Source organism: Synechococcus sp. SynAce01 (genome assembly GCF_001885215.1).
Classification (GTDB): Bacteria; Cyanobacteriota; Cyanobacteriia; order PCC-6307; family Cyanobiaceae; genus Regnicoccus; species Regnicoccus frigidus.
The window spans coordinates 2,034,158-2,050,839 of record NZ_CP018091.1; the positions used below are offsets into that span (position 1 = coordinate 2,034,158).

Here is a 16,682-nt window from a genome sequence, read left to right on the forward strand (position 1 = left end):
AGCTTCTGAGTTGCATGACAGCCAATGACCCGGCGGCGCCGATCGCGAGCATCGGCGTTCCCACCGAGATCAAGCGGGATGAGCAGCGGGTGGCACTCACTCCCGATGGGGTGAGTGAGCTGGTCTCCAACGGTCTGGAAGTGCGTGTTCAGACTGGAGCCGGCACCGGCGCCGGGATCAGCGACGAGAGCTATGCCGCCGTGGGCGCCCGCCTGGTGAGCTGTGAAGAGGCCTGGGCTGCCCACCTCGTGGTCAAGGTCAAGGAACCGCAGCGGCAGGAGTTCGGCTTCCTGCGCCGCGATCTGGTCCTGTTCACCTATCTGCACCTGGCCGCCTATCCCGACGTGGGCAGGGCCCTGCTCGACGCCGGCACCACAGGGGTGGCCTACGAAACGGTCCAGCTCGACAACGGCAACCTTCCCCTGCTGGCGCCGATGAGTGAGATCGCCGGTCGCCTGGCGGCCCAGGTGGGGGCCCATCTGCTGGAGAAGCCCCATGGCGGTCGTGGCGTGCTGATCGGTGGCTGCACCGGGGTGCGTCCCGCCCGGGTGGTGGTGCTCGGCGGTGGCACGGTGGGCTGGAATGCGGCCCGGCTGGCGGCGGCCATGGACGCTGAGGTGCTGCTGCTGGACCATTCGCCCCAGCGCCTGCGGACTCTGGAGTCGGATCGGCGTGGCCGGATGATCGGCCTGGTGAGCAGCCGTACCTTGATCGAGCGGCTGGTGCCAACGGCCGATCTTCTGATCGGGGCCGTGCTCACCCCCGGAGGCCGGGCGCCAACGCTGGTGGATGAGGACCTGGTGCGGCGGATGAAACCCGGTTCGGTGATCGTTGATGTGGCGATCGATCAGGGGGGCTGCATCGCCACCAGCCGCGAAACCACTCACACCGATCCGGTCGTCACGATTCACGGCGTCCAGCACTACGCCGTCGGCAACATGCCCGGGGCTGTCCCGTTCACCTCCACCGAAGCCCTGGTGAGTGTCACGCTCCCCTACATCGTCGGCATTGCCGGCCGCGGCCTGCTTGAAGCCGTCACCGAGCGGCCTGAACTGCTCTCAGGGCTCAACACCGTCGACGGAGCGGTCTGCCACCCCGGCGTCGCCAAGGCCCTGGGGGTGCCCACCCGCCACCCGATGGCCTGCCTGCGCTGAACTCTTAGAGCGGCCGCAGGGGGGGCAGAGGGCGCTCTAAGGCCTCCACGGCAATCCCCTCGCGCAGGGCCAGCAGCACGCCGGCGGCTTCCGCGTAGCTCGCTGCTTTCAAGGCCTTGAGGCCAAGGGCTTCGGCCGTGATCGCCAGCAGGCAGGGATTGCCTTCCACCGCGATCAGGGGGATGCCGCGCTCGGCGCAGCTGAGCACCGCCTGGCCGCCCAGCGCCCCCGCCGGTGCCACCACCGCCCCGATCTGGCTGGGGTGGAGCAGGTCCGCCTGCAGCGGCGCGGCGGCGGCTGCATCGTCTGCAGAAAAGAGCTCGACCAGATCGGGCGCCCGGCTCAGCCCCACCAGCACGCAGGCCAGAAAGGTGTGGCCCAGTTCCTCGGCGGCGGCCCGGCCATCGAGGCCAGGGTCAAGCGGCAGGGGCAAAAGGGCCGGAGCGTGGGCACAGGGCAGGCCGAGGTGGCGGCCCAGCAGGTGGCTGATCAGTGCCTCGGCCCCTGCCAGGGCATCCACCCCATCGCCCTGGCGGTAGGCCTGCAGGGCGTCGCTGCCGGCGTCTTCGGGGAAGCGGGTCACCACCGCGATCGCGGTGGCTCCTTCCGAGCGCAGCCGCTCGGCGGCGCGCAGCAGGGTATCGGGGGCATCGAGCTGGCCCCAGCTCACGCCGCTGGGCCCTCGCGACAGGCTCACCCCGACGGCTTGATCGGTGGTCACCACCGGTCCGATCGAGAGGCCCAGGGTGGCCCGGCAGGCCTCGGCTACCTGCAGATGGCGCAGTTGCAACTCCGGCTCGATCGCCGCATCCAAGAGCAGGCCCAGACGCTGCTGGCGCACCGGGGCCAGGGCAAGGGCGCCGCTGGCAAAGCGATCGAGCGCCCAGCCCTCCACGTAGTGGAGGCGGGGATCGCTCCAGTAGAGGGCGGCCCCATTCATCACATTGGGATGGGTGATCAGGCAGCCGCTGGCGGCGGCCAGCAACCGCGCTGCCGGCAGGCCGTCGCCGGCAAAACCGCCGATCTGGCAGCCGATCCCGGTCGGGATCAACAGCAGGGTGGGCAGGGGCGCACACGGGGTCAGGGGCACAGCAGCACCGCCTCGATCCGCAGCCTGCGCCAACCAGGCTCGCCATCAGCGGCAGGCTCTGCGGCCGTGATCGCCCAGCGCAGCGGTTCCCCCTTTTCCCCCAACGCTGCGAGCAGCTGGGGCAGCAAGGGACCTGGCGCCGTCTCCAGCCAGAGATCCAACCGCTGCAGCTTCATCCTTCCTGGAGCGAACGGCTTGGGCCCGTCGGGGGCCGCTCCATCACTGGAACTGCCCGAACTGCAACTCATACACAGCATCTTCCTGGCCGGCCAGCAATTTGAGGTCGCTGCGGGGGTAGGAGACGCACAGGAGGGCGTAACCCTCGGCCTGCAGCTCGGCCTTTACCCCCATCGCTTCGCTCTGATCGACCGTGCCCTCGCTCAACTTGGCGGCGCAGGTGGTGCAGACACCCGAGCAACAGGAGCTGGGCAGGGGCACACCGGCCAGTTCCGCTGCCGCCAGCACGGTCTGGTCGGCGCGGCAGCTGAACGTATGCATGGTGCCGCTCAGCTCGGCAACAACCGTGAAGCTCTCACTCATGACAGGCGGGGGGAGACGGGGGTCCAGTGGTCGGGGGGGGGGGCCAGGTATTCGGAGGCGGAGGCGGAGGCGGAGGTGGCCTGCGCTGATTCCCCACGGGCGCTCAGAACCAGGTCGAAGCTGATCGAGAGGCGCACATCGTCGCCATCTTGATTGAGCGTGACGGCATGGTCGGTGCTGGCCGGGAACAGAACCAGCAGTCCAGCCTCGGGGGCCACATCCAGCCAGGCCGCATTGAGCGGATGGTTGGCGGCGATCGGTCCAGCATGGCCGACACCCAGCCCCGGCACGAGCTCGTTCAGCTGGCGTGGGGCGAACAGGCGCAGCGAACCGCCCCGCCCGGAGCCGTCGCCGTTGAGATAAAAGACGGCGCTGAGGTGGGCATTGGGGTGGTGATGGCGGCCCACCACCATGCCCTCTTCGCTGACCACCGGCCAGCTGCGCTGGATGAACAGGGCGATCTCCTCGAGCTTGAAGCCGAGGGCTTCGAGGTAGGCCCAGGCCTGAGCTTCAACTTGTTCGCGCAACCAGGCAAAACCAGGTAAGCGGTGCAGCTGCCAGACACCATTGAGATCGCCGGTCCAGGCACAACCTGGATCCGGGTTGCTGAGGGTGCTGCCGCGCAGGGCGAGCACGTCCTGCATCATCGCCGCCGTTGTCAGCGGGTCGGGCCCCAGGGCCACCCGCCCGAGGGCGAGCGGAAACAGCGGCTGAATCTGGAGCGTCTGGAGCGCCAGCTCAAGCCATCGCCGAGCCACCCACCACTTCCAGAATTTCCTGGGTGATGGCCGCCTGGCGGGCTTTGTTGTAATCCAGGGTGAGCGTCTTGGCGAGCTCCTTGGCGTTGTCGCTGGCGTTGTTCATGGCCGTCATCCGGCTGGCCAGTTCACTGGCGGCCGCCTCCTGCAACGAACGCAGCAGTTGGTTATCGAGATAGAGGGGCAGCAGCGCATTGAGCAGCTGGTCGGGGCTCTGCTCGAACAGGAATTCGCTCTGAAGCGCCGGAACCTCATTGGCAGACGAGGCGCCACGCTCCACGGTGAGCAGGCCTTCGCGGGTGGTGAGCCGGAAGATTTCGTCATCCTGGGCCGCCACACCCTGGGGATCGAGGGGTAGCAGGGTCTGGGAGACCGGAGCACTGCTCACCAGGTTGACGAATTTCGTGTAGATCATCTCAACTCTGTCGGTGCTTCCCGAGAGAAATTCGGCGAGAATCTCATCACCAATCTTGCCGGCCTCTGCTGCGGTTGGCACCTGCTCCAAGCCGGTGAAGGTGGAGAGGATCGGGTAGGAGCGGTTCTTGAAATAGCCGGTGGCCTTGCGGCCGATCAGGACCAGTTCCACCGTGAAGCCCTGATTCTTGAGCTCGGCGAAACGCTGTTCGGTGCGCTTGATGATGTTGGCGTTATAGCCGCCACAGAGGCCTCGATCGGCACTCACCACCACCAGGGTGATGTGGCGGAGGGGTCGCTCCTGTTCCAGCAGCGGCGTGTTGCTGACATCCTCGAAGCGAAGCCGCGACTGGAGATTTTCCAACATGCGTGCCAAGCGATCGGCGAAAGGCCGGGAGCGCAGCACCTGTTCCTGGGCCCGCCTGACCTTGGCTGCCGCCACCAGACGCATGGCCTCGGTGATCTTGCGGGTGTTCTTGACCGAACTGATCCGGTCGCGGATTGCTTTGAGGTTCGCCATGGTTCAGATGCCTCAGGCGGTGGCCAGAAGGGTGGATTTGACTTCGTTGATGGCCGCCTTCAACAACGCCTCAGACGCGTCGTTCATCTGCTTATCGGTCTGAATCTGTTCGATGAACGCCGAGGCATTGGATTTGAGGTACTCCCGCAGCTCACGCACGAACTGGCTGCACAGTTCAACGGGAACCTCATCGATCAGGCCCTTGACACCGGCATAGACCACAGCCACCTGCTCGGCCAGGATCAGCGGGCTGAATTGCGGCTGCTTGAGCAATTCGCGCAGGCGCTTGCCACGGCCCAGTTGCTTCTGCGTGGTGGCGTCGAGATCGGAGGCGAACTGGGAGAAGGCCGCCAGTTCATCAAACTGAGCCAGTTCCAGTTTGAGTGTGCCAGCGATCTTCTTGATCGCCTTGGTCTGGGCAGCGCCGCCGACCCGGCTCACCGAGATGCCCACATTGATGGCTGGCCGTAGGCCTGAGTTGAACAGATCAGAGGTGAGGAAGATCTGACCATCGGTGATCGAAATCACGTTGGTGGGGATGTAGGCCGACACGTCGCCGGCCTGGGTTTCGATGATCGGCAGGGCGGTCATGCTGCCCTTGCCCATGGCATCGGAGAGCTTGGCGGCTCTTTCGAGCAGGCGGCTGTGGCAGTAGAAAACATCGCCGGGGTAGGCCTCACGCCCGGGCGGGCGGCGCAGCAGCAGCGACATCTGGCGGTAGGCCTGGGCCTGCTTGGTGAGGTCGTCGTAGACCACCAGGGTGGCCTTGCCCTTGTACATGAAGTATTCAGCAATCGCCGCGCCGGTGTAGGGGGCCAGATATTGAAGAGCGGCAGGTTCCGAGGCGCTGGCGGCCACCACCACGGTGTAATCGAGGGCGCCGCGCTCACGCAGCACGTCCACCACGTTGGCCACCGAGGCTGATTTCTGACCGATCGCCACGTAGACGCAGACAACGTCTTCGCCCTTCTGGTTGAGGATCGTGTCGATGGCGATGGCGGTCTTGCCGGTCTGGCGATCGCCGATGATCAGCTCCCGCTGCCCACGGCCGATCGGGATCATCGCGTCGATCGCCGTGATGCCCGTCTGCATCGGCTCATGCACCGACTTGCGCTGAATGATGCCGGGGGCCATCGATTCGATCAGCCGGGTTTCGCTGGTGGCGATTTCGCCCTTGCCATCGAGGGGGAGACCCAGCGGGTTGATCACGCGGCCGAGCATGGCCTCACCGACAGGCACCTCAGCAATGCGGCCTGAGGCCTTCACGGTGCTGCCTTCCTGGATTCCCAGGCCTTCGCCCATCAGCACCGCGCCGACGTTGTCGTCCTCAAGGTTGAGGGCAATGCCCTCGGTGCCATCTTCGAATTCGAGCAATTCGCCGGCCATGGCCTTCTGCAGTCCGTAGACCCGGGCGATGCCATCACCCACCTGCAACACCGTGCCGACGTTGCTGACCGAAACGGACTTGTCATAGTCCTCGATCTGCTGCTTGAGGATGGCGCTGATCTCGTCAGGACGGATGGAAACCATGGATTCAGGTCCCCGCTCGGGGAGGTGATGGAAGGGGAGGGATTGGAGAGAGTGGCGGCTGGCGGCTGGGCTAGCCCGCCTTGGCCAGGGACAGGCCGAGGCGACGAACCTGCCCGGCCAGGCTGGCATCGATCACCTGGGAGCCCAGGCTGACGACAAAGCCGCCGATCAGGGCTGGATCAACGCTCAGATCGAATTCGACACTCTCGGTGCCGGCGACAGCGATCACTTTCTGGCGCAAGGCAAGCTGCTGGTCTTCGCTGAGCGGCGTTGCAGACGTGACGCTGGCCAGGGTGATGCCCCGCTGTTCTCGGAAAAGTTCCAAGAAGCGAATCAACACCGCATCGAGCAAGGAGAGACGCTGGCGATCGGCCATCAGCTTGAACAGGTTCAGCAGGGCTGGGGTGACCTGTTCGCCGAACAGGCTGACGAGAATCTTTTTCTTGACGTCCGGTTCAATCACCGGGGAGGTCATGGTGTCGCGCAGTTCGGCAGAAGACTCCCAGAGCACCAAGAGCTCTTTGGCCTCTGAAGCAATCAGGTCGGCTTCCTGCCGCTGCTCAGCCACCTGAAGCAGAGCATCGGCGTAGGGAGAGGCAATCGAATTGAGCAGCGGCATCAGCCTTGTCCGATGGTTTGGATGGACCGGTCGACCAGCAGGCCCTGGGATTGCTCATCGAGCTTGCCCGGCAGGATCGAAAGGGCGCGCTCGATCGCCTGGCGAGCGGCTTCCCGACGCAACTGATCACTGACACGGGCCGCCTCGGAATCGAGATCAGCCACCGCCGACTGCTTGAGACGGGCCATCTCTTCAACCGTGCGCTGTTCGCTCTCCAGCCGAATGGCATCAGCCCTGGCGACCCCATCAATCCTGATGCGCTCCGCTTTGGTCTGGGCATTCGCCAGATCTTCCTGGGCGACGATCAAAGCGGCATTGGCCTGCTGAAGTCGTTGCTCGGCTTCCTCCAGGTCGTTGAGGATGGCGCTGCGACGGCGTTCAAGAACGCTTCCCAACACCTTCGGCAGAAACCAGACCAGGCCAGCAATGACGATGGCCAGGTTGATGATGTTCGACTCGAACAAATCAAAGTTCAGGCCAAAACCACCTTCAACAGCCAATGAGCAGACGGGTAGATGGGCAAGGATCATTTCACGGCCAGCAAACGTTTGACGATCTGATCTCCGAGCTGATCAGCCTTGGATTTCAGTGATTCCAGCGCAAGCTTGCGCTCGCGATCGATCTCACTTCGGGCAGTTTCCCTGCTGGCGTTGGCCTCGGCTTGGGCAGAGGCCAGGGCACTGCGGTAAAGCCTGTCCATCTCCTGCTCGGCGTCGAGGATCAACGACTGAGACTTCTGGCGGGCCTCCTTGAGCTGGGCCTTGAGATCAGTTTCCAGCCGTTCAACCTGGGCAAGCTTCTGCTTGGCCTCGGAGCGACTGGTGCTGAGGTAGCTCTCCCGCTCTTCCACCGTTCTGCCAACGGGCCTGAAGAACAGGGCATTGAGAACGAAGGTGAGCACCACCACCTGAACCGCCATGAGAGGCAAGGTGGCGTCGAGGTCGAATAAACCTCCCTCGGGTGTGCCGGAGGCGGCGAACAGAAGCCAGCTGGTCATGGGGAAAGCGCTGGGGGAATCGAAAATGCTCGAAGAGGAGAAAATCCCTCAGCGAAGCGGTGATGGTGATCGGGCGTGCAGACGGCCGCGATCAGCCGGCGAAGGGGTTGGCGAAGAGAAGCACCAAGGCAACCACCAGGCCATAGATGGTGAGTGATTCCATGAAAGCCAGGGACAGCAGCAGGGTGCCGCGGATCTTTCCTTCGGCTTCGGGCTGACGGGCAATGCCTTCGACAGCGCCGCCGGAAGCAGTGCCTTGACCGATGCCAGGTCCGATCGAGCCGAGGCCAACGGCCAGACCAGCAGCCACAACAGACGCAGCGGAAGTGATGGAATCCATGGTGGAATGAGGGGATGTGGGGCGCCGGAGAGCGCGGGATAGGGCTGGCGCCAGGGACATCTCACCGAAGGGAGACGGGCCCGGAGCGAACCGGACCTGCGCGCAGGAGTTTTAGCAGAGGGCGGACCTGAGCCGAAGCAAGCGAGCGGCCGATCGGATCAGTGGGCCTCCTCGTGGACGGCCTCACCGATGTAGTAAGCGGCGAGGGTGGCGAAGATCAGCGCCTGAATGGCACTGGTGAACAGACCCAGGAACATCACCGGCAAGGGGACGATCAAGGGAACCAGGAAGGCAAGAACGGCCACCACCAGTTCGTCGGCAAGAATGTTGCCGAACAAACGGAAGGAAAGAGAAAGAGGTTTGGTGAAGTCTTCGACGATCTTGAACGGCAGCATGATCGGCGTGGGCTCCACGTAGTACTCGAAGTAACGGAAGCCTTTGCGGCTCAAGCCTGCGTAGAAGTACGCCAGGGAGACCAGCAGAGCTAGTGCAATGGTGGTGTTGATGTCGGCGGTGGGCGCTCCGAGTTCACCACTCGGCAGCTGAATCAACTTCCAGGGAACAAGGGCACCACCCCAGTTGCTCACGAAGATGAACAAAAAGAGGGTTCCGATGAATGGAAGCCAATCACGGTAGGCTTTTTCGCCGATGTAGTCGCGGGCGATGTTCCGGATGTACTCCCAGAGGAATTCCAGCAGGTTCTGGGTGCCGCGGGGATCGCGTTCCAACTTGCGGGTTCCTGCCACCACAACAGCCAGTAGTGCCGCAATGACCAGCCAGGAACTGATGAACACCTGGCCGTGAATCTGGAAATCACCGATTTGCCAGTAGAGGTGCTTCCCCACCTCAAGTTCGGCGAGTGGCAGGAAGGGAGGCAACGGAAACATCGGAGGGTACGGAAGTGCCGCTGCTGCGACGGACGGGTGAGCTCAGCCTGGGATCGAAGAAACCCTGGCGGGGATAAGGGCCTGAATCAATATCGCCGGCTTATAAAGCAGAAAGCCGATCAGTACTGGAACGATGTCCAGGGCTGGCAGACGGGCTGCAGCCAGAACCAGAACCACAGGAACCAACAACTGGGCTTTGCCCACATTGCGGGAATTGGAGCCGATTCGAGCCACTGAACGGGCCAGTAACTTCAGATAGAGCATGCCAGCGAAGGCACCGACCATCAGGCTGATGGCAGAACTGCTGCCAAACAGCAGGGTCGTCAACAGCACAGCCACCACCGCAATGATCAGCGTGGCCATCAGAAGACGGCTTTGCAGGCGGGCATAGTCGTCCATGCCATTGGCACAGGGAGGGGCTGGCAGAGCCAGGCCAGAAGACTCTGGATCAGCTGCCGAGGAGGGTTTCTGCGGAGCAAGCTCCCCATCCTTTCCCCTGGACAAATCTGAGAGCAGGGCAGAACGACGATCAAGGATTTCAGGAAAACCTTGCGTCGTCACCTCATTCACCTCATCCACCTTCTCGCCGCCAAGCGGGTGGGTTTCGGAGGTGCTGATACTCGCCGAATTGACAGCCTGCAAACGCCCTGAAGCTCTGCTAATGGCATTAAGAACCTATCACGTGAAGGCTTGCAGGGCCGTTGATTTCAGGGGGTTGCAGAGAGCAGCAGAAGCCGTTGCCGCCACAGTTGACGCCCCACCTCAGCCAGCTGGGCTGGGGGCCATCCCAGTGGAAGGTCAGCCAACGACTGGCCTGGCGCGGCGCTCTCCAGCGCCTTGAGCAGCTGCAACGGTTCGGGGTCAAGTTTCACTGGACGCAGATCTGGATCAAGCAGGCTCGCCCCGGGCCAGCCCCAGAGGCAGGGATTGCGCCTGCCGAAAGCTGCCAGCAGATCCTCGTCGCGGTCCCAGAGGCTGCACTCCAGGCCCCCCCGGCTGAGGAAGAACTCGAAATGGCTGATCTCTGGATCGAGGCTCTCCACCAGGGCCCACTGCTGCCTCTGGGGCAGGCCGCGAGCGCGCTCCAGCAATTCCCCCTGCAACAGGCGAGCCGGATCCCATTGCTGCGGGTTGGAGAATCCGGCGAAGTTCAGCCCCGAGCCTTCGACGAAGCGAAACAGCCCGTCGAGGTCGTAGCTCGTCTCCTGGGGATGGAGGTACATGTCGGCGAAGTTGGCATCCGCTGCTGTGTCTAGGGCCCAGCGTTGCTCGTGATGGCGGCGCAGGCGGTTGTTCTCTGGCAAATCCTGGAACAGTTGCCGGCCCAGGCGCACAGCGTCTGGAGCGTCAGCCACACCCAGGTCCTGCAGTGCCCGCTGGATGCGGTGGATCTCCCAGCGACCCGCCTTTGCATACAGAAAAAGGTGCAGCAACCCACCTGGCTTGAGCAGGCCCGCTAGGGCCAACAGTCCGGCGCCTGGCTCGCGCAGGTGGTGCAGCACACCCACTGAATTGATCAAGTCGAAGGGGCCTTCCCCCTCCAGATCCAGCAGGCTGCGTTGCTCGATGCGCAGATCGGCGGCCACAGCCGCAGCGCCGGAGCGTCGCAGGCGTTCGCGGGCCACGTCCAGGGCTCCGGCGCTGATGTCGATCGCCAGAATTTCTGCCCCTGGGTTGAGATGCGCCAGGTAATCTGTGCTCACGCCGGTACCGCAGCCCGCATCGAGGATTCGTGGTGGCTCCGCCAGGCTGGGCAGCCGGCCCGTGCAGGAACTGAAGGCAGTGTCGTAACACCAGCGCCAGTTGTATCCAGGCGGAGCTCCGTCTTGAAGGGGGTCGCCCGGGTAGGGGAAGCGGTCGTAGAAGGCGCTCACCTGCGGGGTGGCGGCGTCAGCGGGGGCCTGGGACATGGCGGCGGGGTGCGGTGTCCGACCAGGGGAGCATTTCACGGTGTTCGGCGTCCGCGCCCTACCAGGGGTTTGGGCTGCAAATATTTGTTCATAGCGCCAGGGGATGGCCGAATCGCAGCCGTACCGTGGTGCGGCCCGGTACGCGCCCCTCCATGACCGTGACCGCCAGCAGCGGCAGCAGCAGGGTCTCCCCCCAGCGCTATGACACCTTGCCGCTCTCCAGCGTCCGTCAGGCGGAACAGCAGGATCGCTTCCCTGAGAAGGGCGAACTTGACACTCTGATCACCTTTTTCAACAGCGGCGCCATCCGGCTTGAAGCGGCCCGGCGAATCTCGGCCAATGCCGATGTGATCGTCGCCAAGGCCGCCAACCGGATCTTTGCCGGAGGCACCCCCCTCTCCTATCTCGACGCGCCCCTCACCCCTGCTTTGGTGAGCAGTGCCGCGACGGCCCCCCTGGCTGCAGACCAGATTGCGGCCGCCACGTCTGTGCGCACCTTCGCCCAGGGCATCGGCGGCTCCGGTTTGCTCGGCCGCATTCTTGAAGGGGTTCAGGCCGATGCCGATGTTCGCGTCGTGCTTCCGGCTGGATTCAGCCCGATCAGCGTTGCCCGCTACGGCTCAGACCGCATGCGCAAGTCGTTGCGCGACATGGGCTGGTTCCTCCGTTACGTGGGCTATGCCGTGGTGGCCGGCGATCCCAGCATCCTGGCGGTGAACACCCGGGGGCTCCGGGATGTGCTCGAGAAGGGCTGCTCCCTGGCCGCCACCAACGTGGCCGTCCAGGAGATGCGGGCTGCGGCCGCCAACCTCTTCCGCCAGGAAACCGAGGCACGCCAGTTGGTGATCTCCTGTTTCAACGTGCTCCTCAAGGAGCTGGAGGTGCCCACACCTTCCACGCGCCAGCGGCTGGGCAGCCCTGTCAATCAGGGCCTGCAGTTGCCGGCCACCTATGCCCTGGCTGCTGAGAACCCCCAACGCTTCGTGATGAGGCCGGCTCTCTCCGGCCGGGAGAAAGCTGAAGTGATCCGGGCGGCCTACCGCCAGGTGTTTGAGCGCGACATCGTCAAGGGCTATTCCCAGGTGGTGAGTCCGGTGGAGGCCACCCAGGTGGCCCAGGGCCAGCTGTCGATGCGTGAGTTCATCCGCAGCCTTGGCCGCAGCAAGGAGTACCGGCGTCAGTTCTACGGACGCTTCTCCAACAGTCGGGTTGTGGAACTCGCCTTCCGCCATTTCCTCGGCCGTGGGGTCAGCTCAATTGAGGAGTTCCGCCGCTACTTCGCCATCGTGTCCGAGCAGGGGCATGCCGGCTTGGTGGATTCCCTGATCAACAGCATGGAATACGCCCAGGTCTTCGGCGAAGAGACCGTTCCTTTCCTGCGCGACCTCGGCGAAGAGGCCCAGGAAAGTGCCGGCTGGGGCTCAAACCGCAAACTATTCCGTTTCAGTGCGCCGTTTGAGGGCGCCCCCCAATACATCACCCTCTATGCCTCCTATCGCCAGCCGCTGCCCGATCAGCACGTCTATGGCGGCGGCAATGACCCACTCGGCCTGACTTTCGGCGCCATCTTCCCTTCCGGTACCGCCTCGGTGGCCACCCGCGCCGCACCGTTCAGCTACAGCACCCGCCGGCTCCTCGTGGGCAATGGCATGGCCCAGCCAGGTCAGATGGACAGCCCCCAGTTCCGTGCGGCCGTTCCCCGGCGGGTCGGCCCCAAGCTGGTGCGCCTGCAGCAGATCGCCACCGGTGGCGGTTCGGTGCCCAATCGCAGTGGGCAGGCAAGTGTGCGCAACACCGAGTCCAGCACCCAGGCGGTGATCCGGGCCGTGTACGTGCAGGTGCTCGGCACCACGGGTTACGCAGGCGAGCGGCTCAGCGTTGAGGAGATCAAGCTGGAGAACGGCGACATCAGCCTGCGGGAGTTCATTCGCCAAGTGGCCCGCTCCAAGGCCTTCCGTGGGCGTTATTGGTCGGGCCTGTACATCACCAAAGCCATTGAAGTGATCCACCGACGGATCCTGGGGCGGCCCACCTTCGGGCGTTCGGAAATCAACAGCTATTTCGACACCGCTGCCCGCCAAGGCTTCTACGGCGTCATCGACGCCATGCTCGCAAGCCGGGAGTACAACGATTGCTTCGGCGAGGACTGCGTCCCCTACGAACGTTTCATCACGGCGATGGATCTCAATGCCCGCCGGATTCCCACCTTCCGGCAACCCCTCAAGACCAGCGGCCAGGTGGTTTCCGCTCCGGTCGTCCGGCCCCAGGTTGACCAGCCAAAACCCTTCCGTGGCAGCGGCGATCTGACCCCCCGCAACCTTCCTGACCGTCGTTTGGCCCCGGTGGTGGGTGGCTGGACTGCGGCGATCAATGGTGAGGAGTCGCTTGGCACGGTGGCCACCACCAGTGCGCCATCCCAGAGTTTGAGGCAGCCTCCTAAGCCCACCCGTCGCTGGAGAGCCTCTTCCAACTGACGCCCGGTTACTCAAACCGTCCGATTGGGACATCATCCATTTGGCTCATTTTCGCCACCGGCGCCCGTGGACCGTTGATGCCGATGTCAAGGTCTGCGCCGAGGCCGGTGCTGTCAGGGCATTCTCTCCTCTGTTCCTCAGGGCCAAGCGCCGCCAGTTTTCCCCCTGTGGAGGGCCAGCCCCAAGCCTCAAAGCTCACTACCTTGGGTTTTGAGGTTGTTGTGTGGTTCCATGGCTTTATTCCAAGCCATAGTTGATTCACCCCCGGGAATGCTCAATCGACAGACCATCACCATGAAGTACGCGAAATAGCAAGAAAAATCAATATAGAGATCGGTTGCGAGCGGCCCACGCGCAACAAAGGGATTTTATTAACAATCTCTGCATAAACTTTTTGTTGATTTAACTCATCGAAAAGCCCTGGATCCAGACTGGTTGATCACGGACCCTTGGCTCAGGGGAAGGGAGGTTGATCCCTGGCTGGAATCGCCAAAAACCTTGGCAGCAAAGGGTTTGTCCTGATTTCGTTGCCGTGAAGAACTGTTACCACCGCGACGCTTGATCGCCCCTCTTCCCGCAGAATCAATTGGCGATCGGCCAGCTCGATTGTTCGCTTTGATTCCAACCCAAACCGCGTCGACCTCCAAGGTCTGCCGGAGGCAAGGAACCAAGGCATTCCCCTTACCCATCCGGATATCGGTCTCCTTTCGGTGACCGCTTGTTTCGAGGCAGAACTGCATGAGCATCGTCTCCAACTCGATCATCAACGCGGACGCCGAGGCCCGCTATCTCAGTCCTGGCGAACTCGACCAGATCAAGTCCTTTGTCAGCGGCGGTCAACGTCGTCTCAGAGTGGCTCAGGTCTTGAGCGAGAGCCGCGAGAGGATTGTGAAGCAGGCCGGCGGCGCCCTCTTTCAGAAGCGTCCCGACGTGATCTATCCCGGAGGCAACGCCTACGGAGAAGAGATGACGGCCACGTGTCTTCGCGACATCGACTACTACCTCCGCCTTGTGACCTACGGCATGGTGGCTGGAGATGTGACTCCCATCGAAGAGATCGGCATCATCGGTGCCCGGGAGATGTACCGCGCCCTCGGCACTCCCCTGGAGGCCATGGCCGAATCCGTCCGTGAGCTCAAGAACGCCTCCATGGGGCTGCTCAACGGAGCCGATGCCGAGGAGGCAGGCTTCTACTTCGACTACGTCATCGGCGCCCTCTCCTGAGGCCCGTCCCTTCCTGCCCCCTGCCTCTTCCCAGGACCCATGCAAGACGCGATCACCAACGTCATCAATCAGTCCGACGTCCAGGGTCTCTACCTGGACGATTCCTCAATCGGACGCCTTGAGCAGTATTTCGCCAGCGGAGAACTCCGGGTCAGAGCGGCGGCAACAATTGGTTCCAACGCTTCGGCGATCATCAAGGAAGCCGTTGCTAAAACCCTGCTCTACTCGGATATCACCCGTCCGGGCGGCAACATGTACACGACCCGTCGTTACGCCGCCTGCATCCGCGACCTCGACTACTACCTCCGCTACGCCACCTACGCCATGCTGGCAGGTGACACCTCGATTCTCGACGAGCGGGTGCTCAACGGTCTCAAGGAGACCTACAACTCCCTGGGCGTTCCCATCGGAGCCACTGTGCAGTCGATTCAGGCCATGAAGGAGATGGCCGCCTCCCTCGTCGGTCCCGATGCAGGCAGAGAGCTGGGTGTCTACCTCGATTACATCAGCTCCGGTCTGGGGAACTGATTCCACTCCGCCCCCGTTCCTGAGAGGAATCCTTCATGCGTCTGTTCAAGATCACAGCCTGCATCCCCTGCCCCGAAAAGGTGCGCAGCCAGAGGGAACTTCAGAACACCTTCTTCACCAAGTGGGTGCCCTATGAAAGCTGGTTCGCCGAGCAGCAGCGCATCATGAAACAGGGCGGAAAAATTCTGAAGGTGGAATTGGTCACCGGCCGCCGTCAAGTCAACGTTGGCAACTGATTGGCTAACGGGTTGAACCGGTAGGTTCTGCCCCCAGGTTTGGGTTCATTCCAACTCTGGGTCGTGGTTTCTTGATTCCTATTGGCACTACCCTCGCCCGGCATGTCCGGGCTTTTTTTTGGCCCCTGACCCCTGTCATTGAGACCCCCGGCACGGCTGAATGGGTGGACCTCCTCCGCTCCCTTCGCCTTGATCGGTTTTGCGAACTCCCGCTCCAGGAGCCAGCCGCCCCGCAGCCAAGCCGGAGGGGGCCAGGCCGAGGCCGATGATTCCCGGCTGCCCTGGGCTCAGTGGCCTGCCGAAGCTCGCTTGTTGATCGGCATGGTGGCGATCTGGAGCCTGGCTGGCCTGTTGATCCTGGCTTCAGCCAGCTGGTGGGTGGCCGCCCGTGAAATGGGCGATCCGGCTTTTTATCTCAAGCGTCAGCTGATCTGGCTGATCGCCAGTTGGGGGTTGCTCTGGCTGGCGATCAGCACCCCCCTGAGGCGTTGGCTGCGTCTGGCCGGTCCGGCTGTGCTGGTGGGGGTGCTGTTGATCGTCGCCACCCTGGTGGCCGGCACTCCAGTCAATGGAGCCAGTCGCTGGCTGGTGGTTGGACCAGTCCAGCTCCAGCCGTCCGAGCTGGTCAAACCATTCGTCGTCCTGCAGGGGGCCGCTTTGTTCGCCCACTGGAAGCGGATCGGCATCGATCAAAAGCTGCTGTGGCTGGGAACCTTTTCGATCCTGTTGTTGCTGATTCTCAAGCAACCCAACCTCAGCACTGCCGCGCTGACCGGCCTGCTGCTCTGGACCATGGCGCTCGCCGCAGGACTGCCCCTGCTGATGATGTTGGGCACGGCTTTCGCCGGCGGAATGATGGGCTTCGCCAGCATCATGATCAACGAGTACCAGCGGATCCGGGTGGCCTCTTTCCTCAATCCCTGGCAAGACGCCCAAGGAGATGGCTACCAACTTGTGCAAAGTCTTCTGGCGATCGGCTCCGGTGGTGTGCTGGGTGAGGGCTTTGGCCTCTCCACCCAGAAGCTTCAGTACCTGCCGATCCAATCGACTGACTTCATTTTCGCGGTATTCGCCGAAGAATTCGGATTCGTCGGATCGCTGATGCTGCTTCTTTTTCTGCTGTTGTTCGCTTTTATCGGTCTGAGGGTGGCCCTGGGGTCGCGCGGCAACCAGCAGCGCCTCGTGGCGATGGGTTGCACCACCTTGCTCGTCGGTCAGTCGATTCTCAATATCGCTGTGGCGAGCGGAGCGATGCCCACTACGGGGTTGCCCCTGCCGCTGGTTAGCTATGGGGGCAACTCTCTGCTGGCCAGCCTGGTCACGGCAGGGTTGCTGATTCGCTGCTCACTCGAATCGGCGGGATTCGACAATCGCCCCAGACGCAAGCGTCGCGAGCGGCAGGGATCTCTTGACGCTGCTGCCATTAACCCTGCCCCGATAGGCTGAGATCTTTAGCTTGTC

19 protein-coding genes are annotated in these 16,682 nt (G+C 63.2%); 6 read left to right on the forward strand and 13 right to left on the reverse strand.

Annotated features, from left to right (window positions below):
• Nucleotides 1–14 precede the first annotated feature (14 nt).
• A complete protein-coding gene (gene ald, locus BM449_RS10640) occupies nt 15–1,154 on the forward strand; it encodes an alanine dehydrogenase (RefSeq protein ID WP_071801193.1) in 1,140 nt (379 codons plus the stop codon).
• Nucleotides 1,155–1,158: 4 nt separating this feature from the next.
• Here ald and BM449_RS10645 read toward each other — a convergent pair whose 3' ends face one another.
• The 13 genes from BM449_RS10645 to BM449_RS10705 all read right to left on the reverse strand — a co-directional run bounded on the left by BM449_RS10645 (nt 1,159) and on the right by BM449_RS10705 (nt 10,759).
• A complete protein-coding gene (locus BM449_RS10645) occupies nt 1,159–2,238 on the reverse strand; it encodes a DUF3326 domain-containing protein (protein ID WP_071802219.1) in 1,080 nt (359 codons plus the stop codon).
• Nucleotides 2,235–2,420 carry a hypothetical protein gene (locus BM449_RS10650; RefSeq protein ID WP_071801194.1) on the reverse strand — a complete coding sequence of 62 codons (186 nt, stop codon included), beginning with the start codon at nt 2,418–2,420 and terminating at the stop codon, nt 2,235–2,237. Before BM449_RS10650 ends, BM449_RS10645 begins: the two co-directional genes overlap by 4 nt.
• Nucleotides 2,421–2,463: 43 nt before the next feature.
• A complete protein-coding gene (locus tag BM449_RS10655) occupies nt 2,464–2,784 on the reverse strand; it encodes a 2Fe-2S iron-sulfur cluster-binding protein (protein WP_071801195.1) in 321 nt (106 codons plus the stop codon).
• Nucleotides 2,781–3,542, reverse strand: a complete 762-nt coding sequence (locus BM449_RS10660) for a TIGR02466 family protein (protein ID WP_233830665.1) — start codon at nt 3,540–3,542, stop codon at nt 2,781–2,783. Before BM449_RS10660 ends, BM449_RS10655 begins: the two co-directional genes overlap by 4 nt.
• Nucleotides 3,523–4,476, reverse strand: a complete 954-nt coding sequence (locus tag BM449_RS10665) for a F0F1 ATP synthase subunit gamma (RefSeq protein ID WP_071801196.1) — start codon at nt 4,474–4,476, stop codon at nt 3,523–3,525. Before BM449_RS10665 ends, BM449_RS10660 begins: the two co-directional genes overlap by 20 nt.
• A 12-nt stretch (nt 4,477–4,488) precedes the next feature.
• The gene (gene atpA / locus BM449_RS10670; protein ID WP_071801197.1) at nt 4,489–6,006 is read right to left on the reverse strand and encodes a F0F1 ATP synthase subunit alpha; all 1,518 of its coding nucleotides are present in this window, start codon (nt 6,004–6,006) and stop codon (nt 4,489–4,491) included.
• Between the two features lie 70 nt (nt 6,007–6,076).
• Entirely contained in the window at nt 6,077–6,625 is a 549-nt protein-coding gene (atpH, locus tag BM449_RS10675; protein WP_071801198.1) for an ATP synthase F1 subunit delta, read from the reverse strand.
• The gene (locus tag BM449_RS10680) at nt 6,625–7,155 is read right to left on the reverse strand and encodes a F0F1 ATP synthase subunit B (RefSeq protein ID WP_071801199.1); all 531 of its coding nucleotides are present in this window, start codon (nt 7,153–7,155) and stop codon (nt 6,625–6,627) included. The genes atpH and BM449_RS10680 overlap by 1 nt, the downstream gene beginning before the upstream one ends.
• Nucleotides 7,152–7,622, reverse strand: coding sequence for a F0F1 ATP synthase subunit B' (locus BM449_RS10685; protein ID WP_071801200.1), 471 nt, complete (start codon nt 7,620–7,622; stop codon nt 7,152–7,154). Before BM449_RS10685 ends, BM449_RS10680 begins: the two co-directional genes overlap by 4 nt.
• Nucleotides 7,623–7,713: 91 nt before the next feature.
• Complete coding sequence (gene atpE / locus BM449_RS10690) at nt 7,714–7,962, reverse strand: ATP synthase F0 subunit C (RefSeq protein WP_071801201.1); 249 nt, start codon at nt 7,960–7,962, stop codon at nt 7,714–7,716.
• 158 nt (nt 7,963–8,120) lie between these two features.
• A complete protein-coding gene (gene atpB, locus BM449_RS10695; RefSeq protein WP_071801202.1) occupies nt 8,121–8,849 on the reverse strand; it encodes a F0F1 ATP synthase subunit A in 729 nt (242 codons plus the stop codon).
• Nucleotides 8,850–8,891: 42 nt separating this feature from the next.
• Nucleotides 8,892–9,248: a hypothetical protein gene (locus BM449_RS10700; protein ID WP_071802221.1), complete on the reverse strand. Its 357-nt coding sequence runs from the start codon at nt 9,246–9,248 to the stop codon at nt 8,892–8,894.
• A gap of 308 nt (nt 9,249–9,556) precedes the next feature.
• On the reverse strand, nt 9,557–10,759 hold the full coding sequence (locus tag BM449_RS10705; protein ID WP_071801203.1) for a class I SAM-dependent methyltransferase: 1,203 nt from the start codon (nt 10,757–10,759) through the stop codon (nt 9,557–9,559).
• A 152-nt stretch (nt 10,760–10,911) separates the two neighbouring features.
• On the opposite strand from BM449_RS10705, the gene BM449_RS10710 reads away from it, so the two are divergent.
• The 5 genes from BM449_RS10710 (at nt 10,912) to BM449_RS10730 (ending at nt 16,667) form a co-directional block, all read left to right on the forward strand.
• Nucleotides 10,912–13,233, forward strand: coding sequence for a phycobilisome rod-core linker polypeptide (locus BM449_RS10710; RefSeq protein ID WP_083544514.1), 2,322 nt, complete (start codon nt 10,912–10,914; stop codon nt 13,231–13,233).
• Nucleotides 13,234–13,971: 738 nt separating this feature from the next.
• Nucleotides 13,972–14,457 (forward strand): allophycocyanin, encoded by a 486-nt coding sequence (locus BM449_RS10715; protein ID WP_071801204.1) that lies wholly within the window; start codon nt 13,972–13,974, stop codon nt 14,455–14,457.
• Between the two features lie 39 nt (nt 14,458–14,496).
• Nucleotides 14,497–14,985 carry an allophycocyanin subunit beta gene (apcB, locus tag BM449_RS10720; protein ID WP_071801205.1) on the forward strand — a complete coding sequence of 163 codons (489 nt, stop codon included), beginning with the start codon at nt 14,497–14,499 and terminating at the stop codon, nt 14,983–14,985.
• 35 nt (nt 14,986–15,020) lie between these two features.
• Entirely contained in the window at nt 15,021–15,221 is a 201-nt protein-coding gene (locus BM449_RS10725; protein ID WP_006171988.1) for a phycobilisome linker polypeptide, read from the forward strand.
• A 276-nt stretch (nt 15,222–15,497) separates the two neighbouring features.
• Nucleotides 15,498–16,667, forward strand: coding sequence for a putative peptidoglycan glycosyltransferase FtsW (locus BM449_RS10730; protein ID WP_255448093.1), 1,170 nt, complete (start codon nt 15,498–15,500; stop codon nt 16,665–16,667).
• Nucleotides 16,668–16,682 lie beyond the last annotated feature (15 nt).

What these genes read in the sequence shown, in the direction of transcription:
- BM449_RS10685 (WP_071801200.1), bottom strand. Translation starts at nt 7,622, where the DNA reads ATGACCAGCTGGCTTCTGTTCGCCGCCTCCGGCACACCCGAGGGAGGT.
- atpH (WP_071801198.1), bottom strand. Translation starts at nt 6,625, where the DNA reads ATGCCGCTGCTCAATTCGATTGCCTCTCCCTACGCCGATGCTCTGCTT.
- BM449_RS10680 (WP_071801199.1), bottom strand. Translation starts at nt 7,155, where the DNA reads ATGATCCTTGCCCATCTACCCGTCTGCTCATTGGCTGTTGAAGGTGGT.
- BM449_RS10710 (WP_083544514.1), top strand. Translation starts at nt 10,912, where the DNA reads ATGACCGTGACCGCCAGCAGCGGCAGCAGCAGGGTCTCCCCCCAGCGC.
- BM449_RS10650 (WP_071801194.1), bottom strand. Translation starts at nt 2,420, where the DNA reads ATGAAGCTGCAGCGGTTGGATCTCTGGCTGGAGACGGCGCCAGGTCCC.
- BM449_RS10725 (WP_006171988.1), top strand. Translation starts at nt 15,021, where the DNA reads ATGCGTCTGTTCAAGATCACAGCCTGCATCCCCTGCCCCGAAAAGGTG.
- atpA (WP_071801197.1), bottom strand. Translation starts at nt 6,006, where the DNA reads ATGGTTTCCATCCGTCCTGACGAGATCAGCGCCATCCTCAAGCAGCAG.
- BM449_RS10700 (WP_071802221.1), bottom strand. Translation starts at nt 9,248, where the DNA reads ATGGACGACTATGCCCGCCTGCAAAGCCGTCTTCTGATGGCCACGCTG.
- BM449_RS10655 (WP_071801195.1), bottom strand. Translation starts at nt 2,784, where the DNA reads ATGAGTGAGAGCTTCACGGTTGTTGCCGAGCTGAGCGGCACCATGCAT.
- apcB (WP_071801205.1), top strand. Translation starts at nt 14,497, where the DNA reads ATGCAAGACGCGATCACCAACGTCATCAATCAGTCCGACGTCCAGGGT.
- atpB (WP_071801202.1), bottom strand. Translation starts at nt 8,849, where the DNA reads ATGTTTCCGTTGCCTCCCTTCCTGCCACTCGCCGAACTTGAGGTGGGG.
- BM449_RS10705 (WP_071801203.1), bottom strand. Translation starts at nt 10,759, where the DNA reads ATGTCCCAGGCCCCCGCTGACGCCGCCACCCCGCAGGTGAGCGCCTTC.
- ald (WP_071801193.1), top strand. Translation starts at nt 15, where the DNA reads ATGACAGCCAATGACCCGGCGGCGCCGATCGCGAGCATCGGCGTTCCC.
- atpE (WP_071801201.1), bottom strand. Translation starts at nt 7,962, where the DNA reads ATGGATTCCATCACTTCCGCTGCGTCTGTTGTGGCTGCTGGTCTGGCC.
- BM449_RS10715 (WP_071801204.1), top strand. Translation starts at nt 13,972, where the DNA reads ATGAGCATCGTCTCCAACTCGATCATCAACGCGGACGCCGAGGCCCGC.
- BM449_RS10665 (WP_071801196.1), bottom strand. Translation starts at nt 4,476, where the DNA reads ATGGCGAACCTCAAAGCAATCCGCGACCGGATCAGTTCGGTCAAGAAC.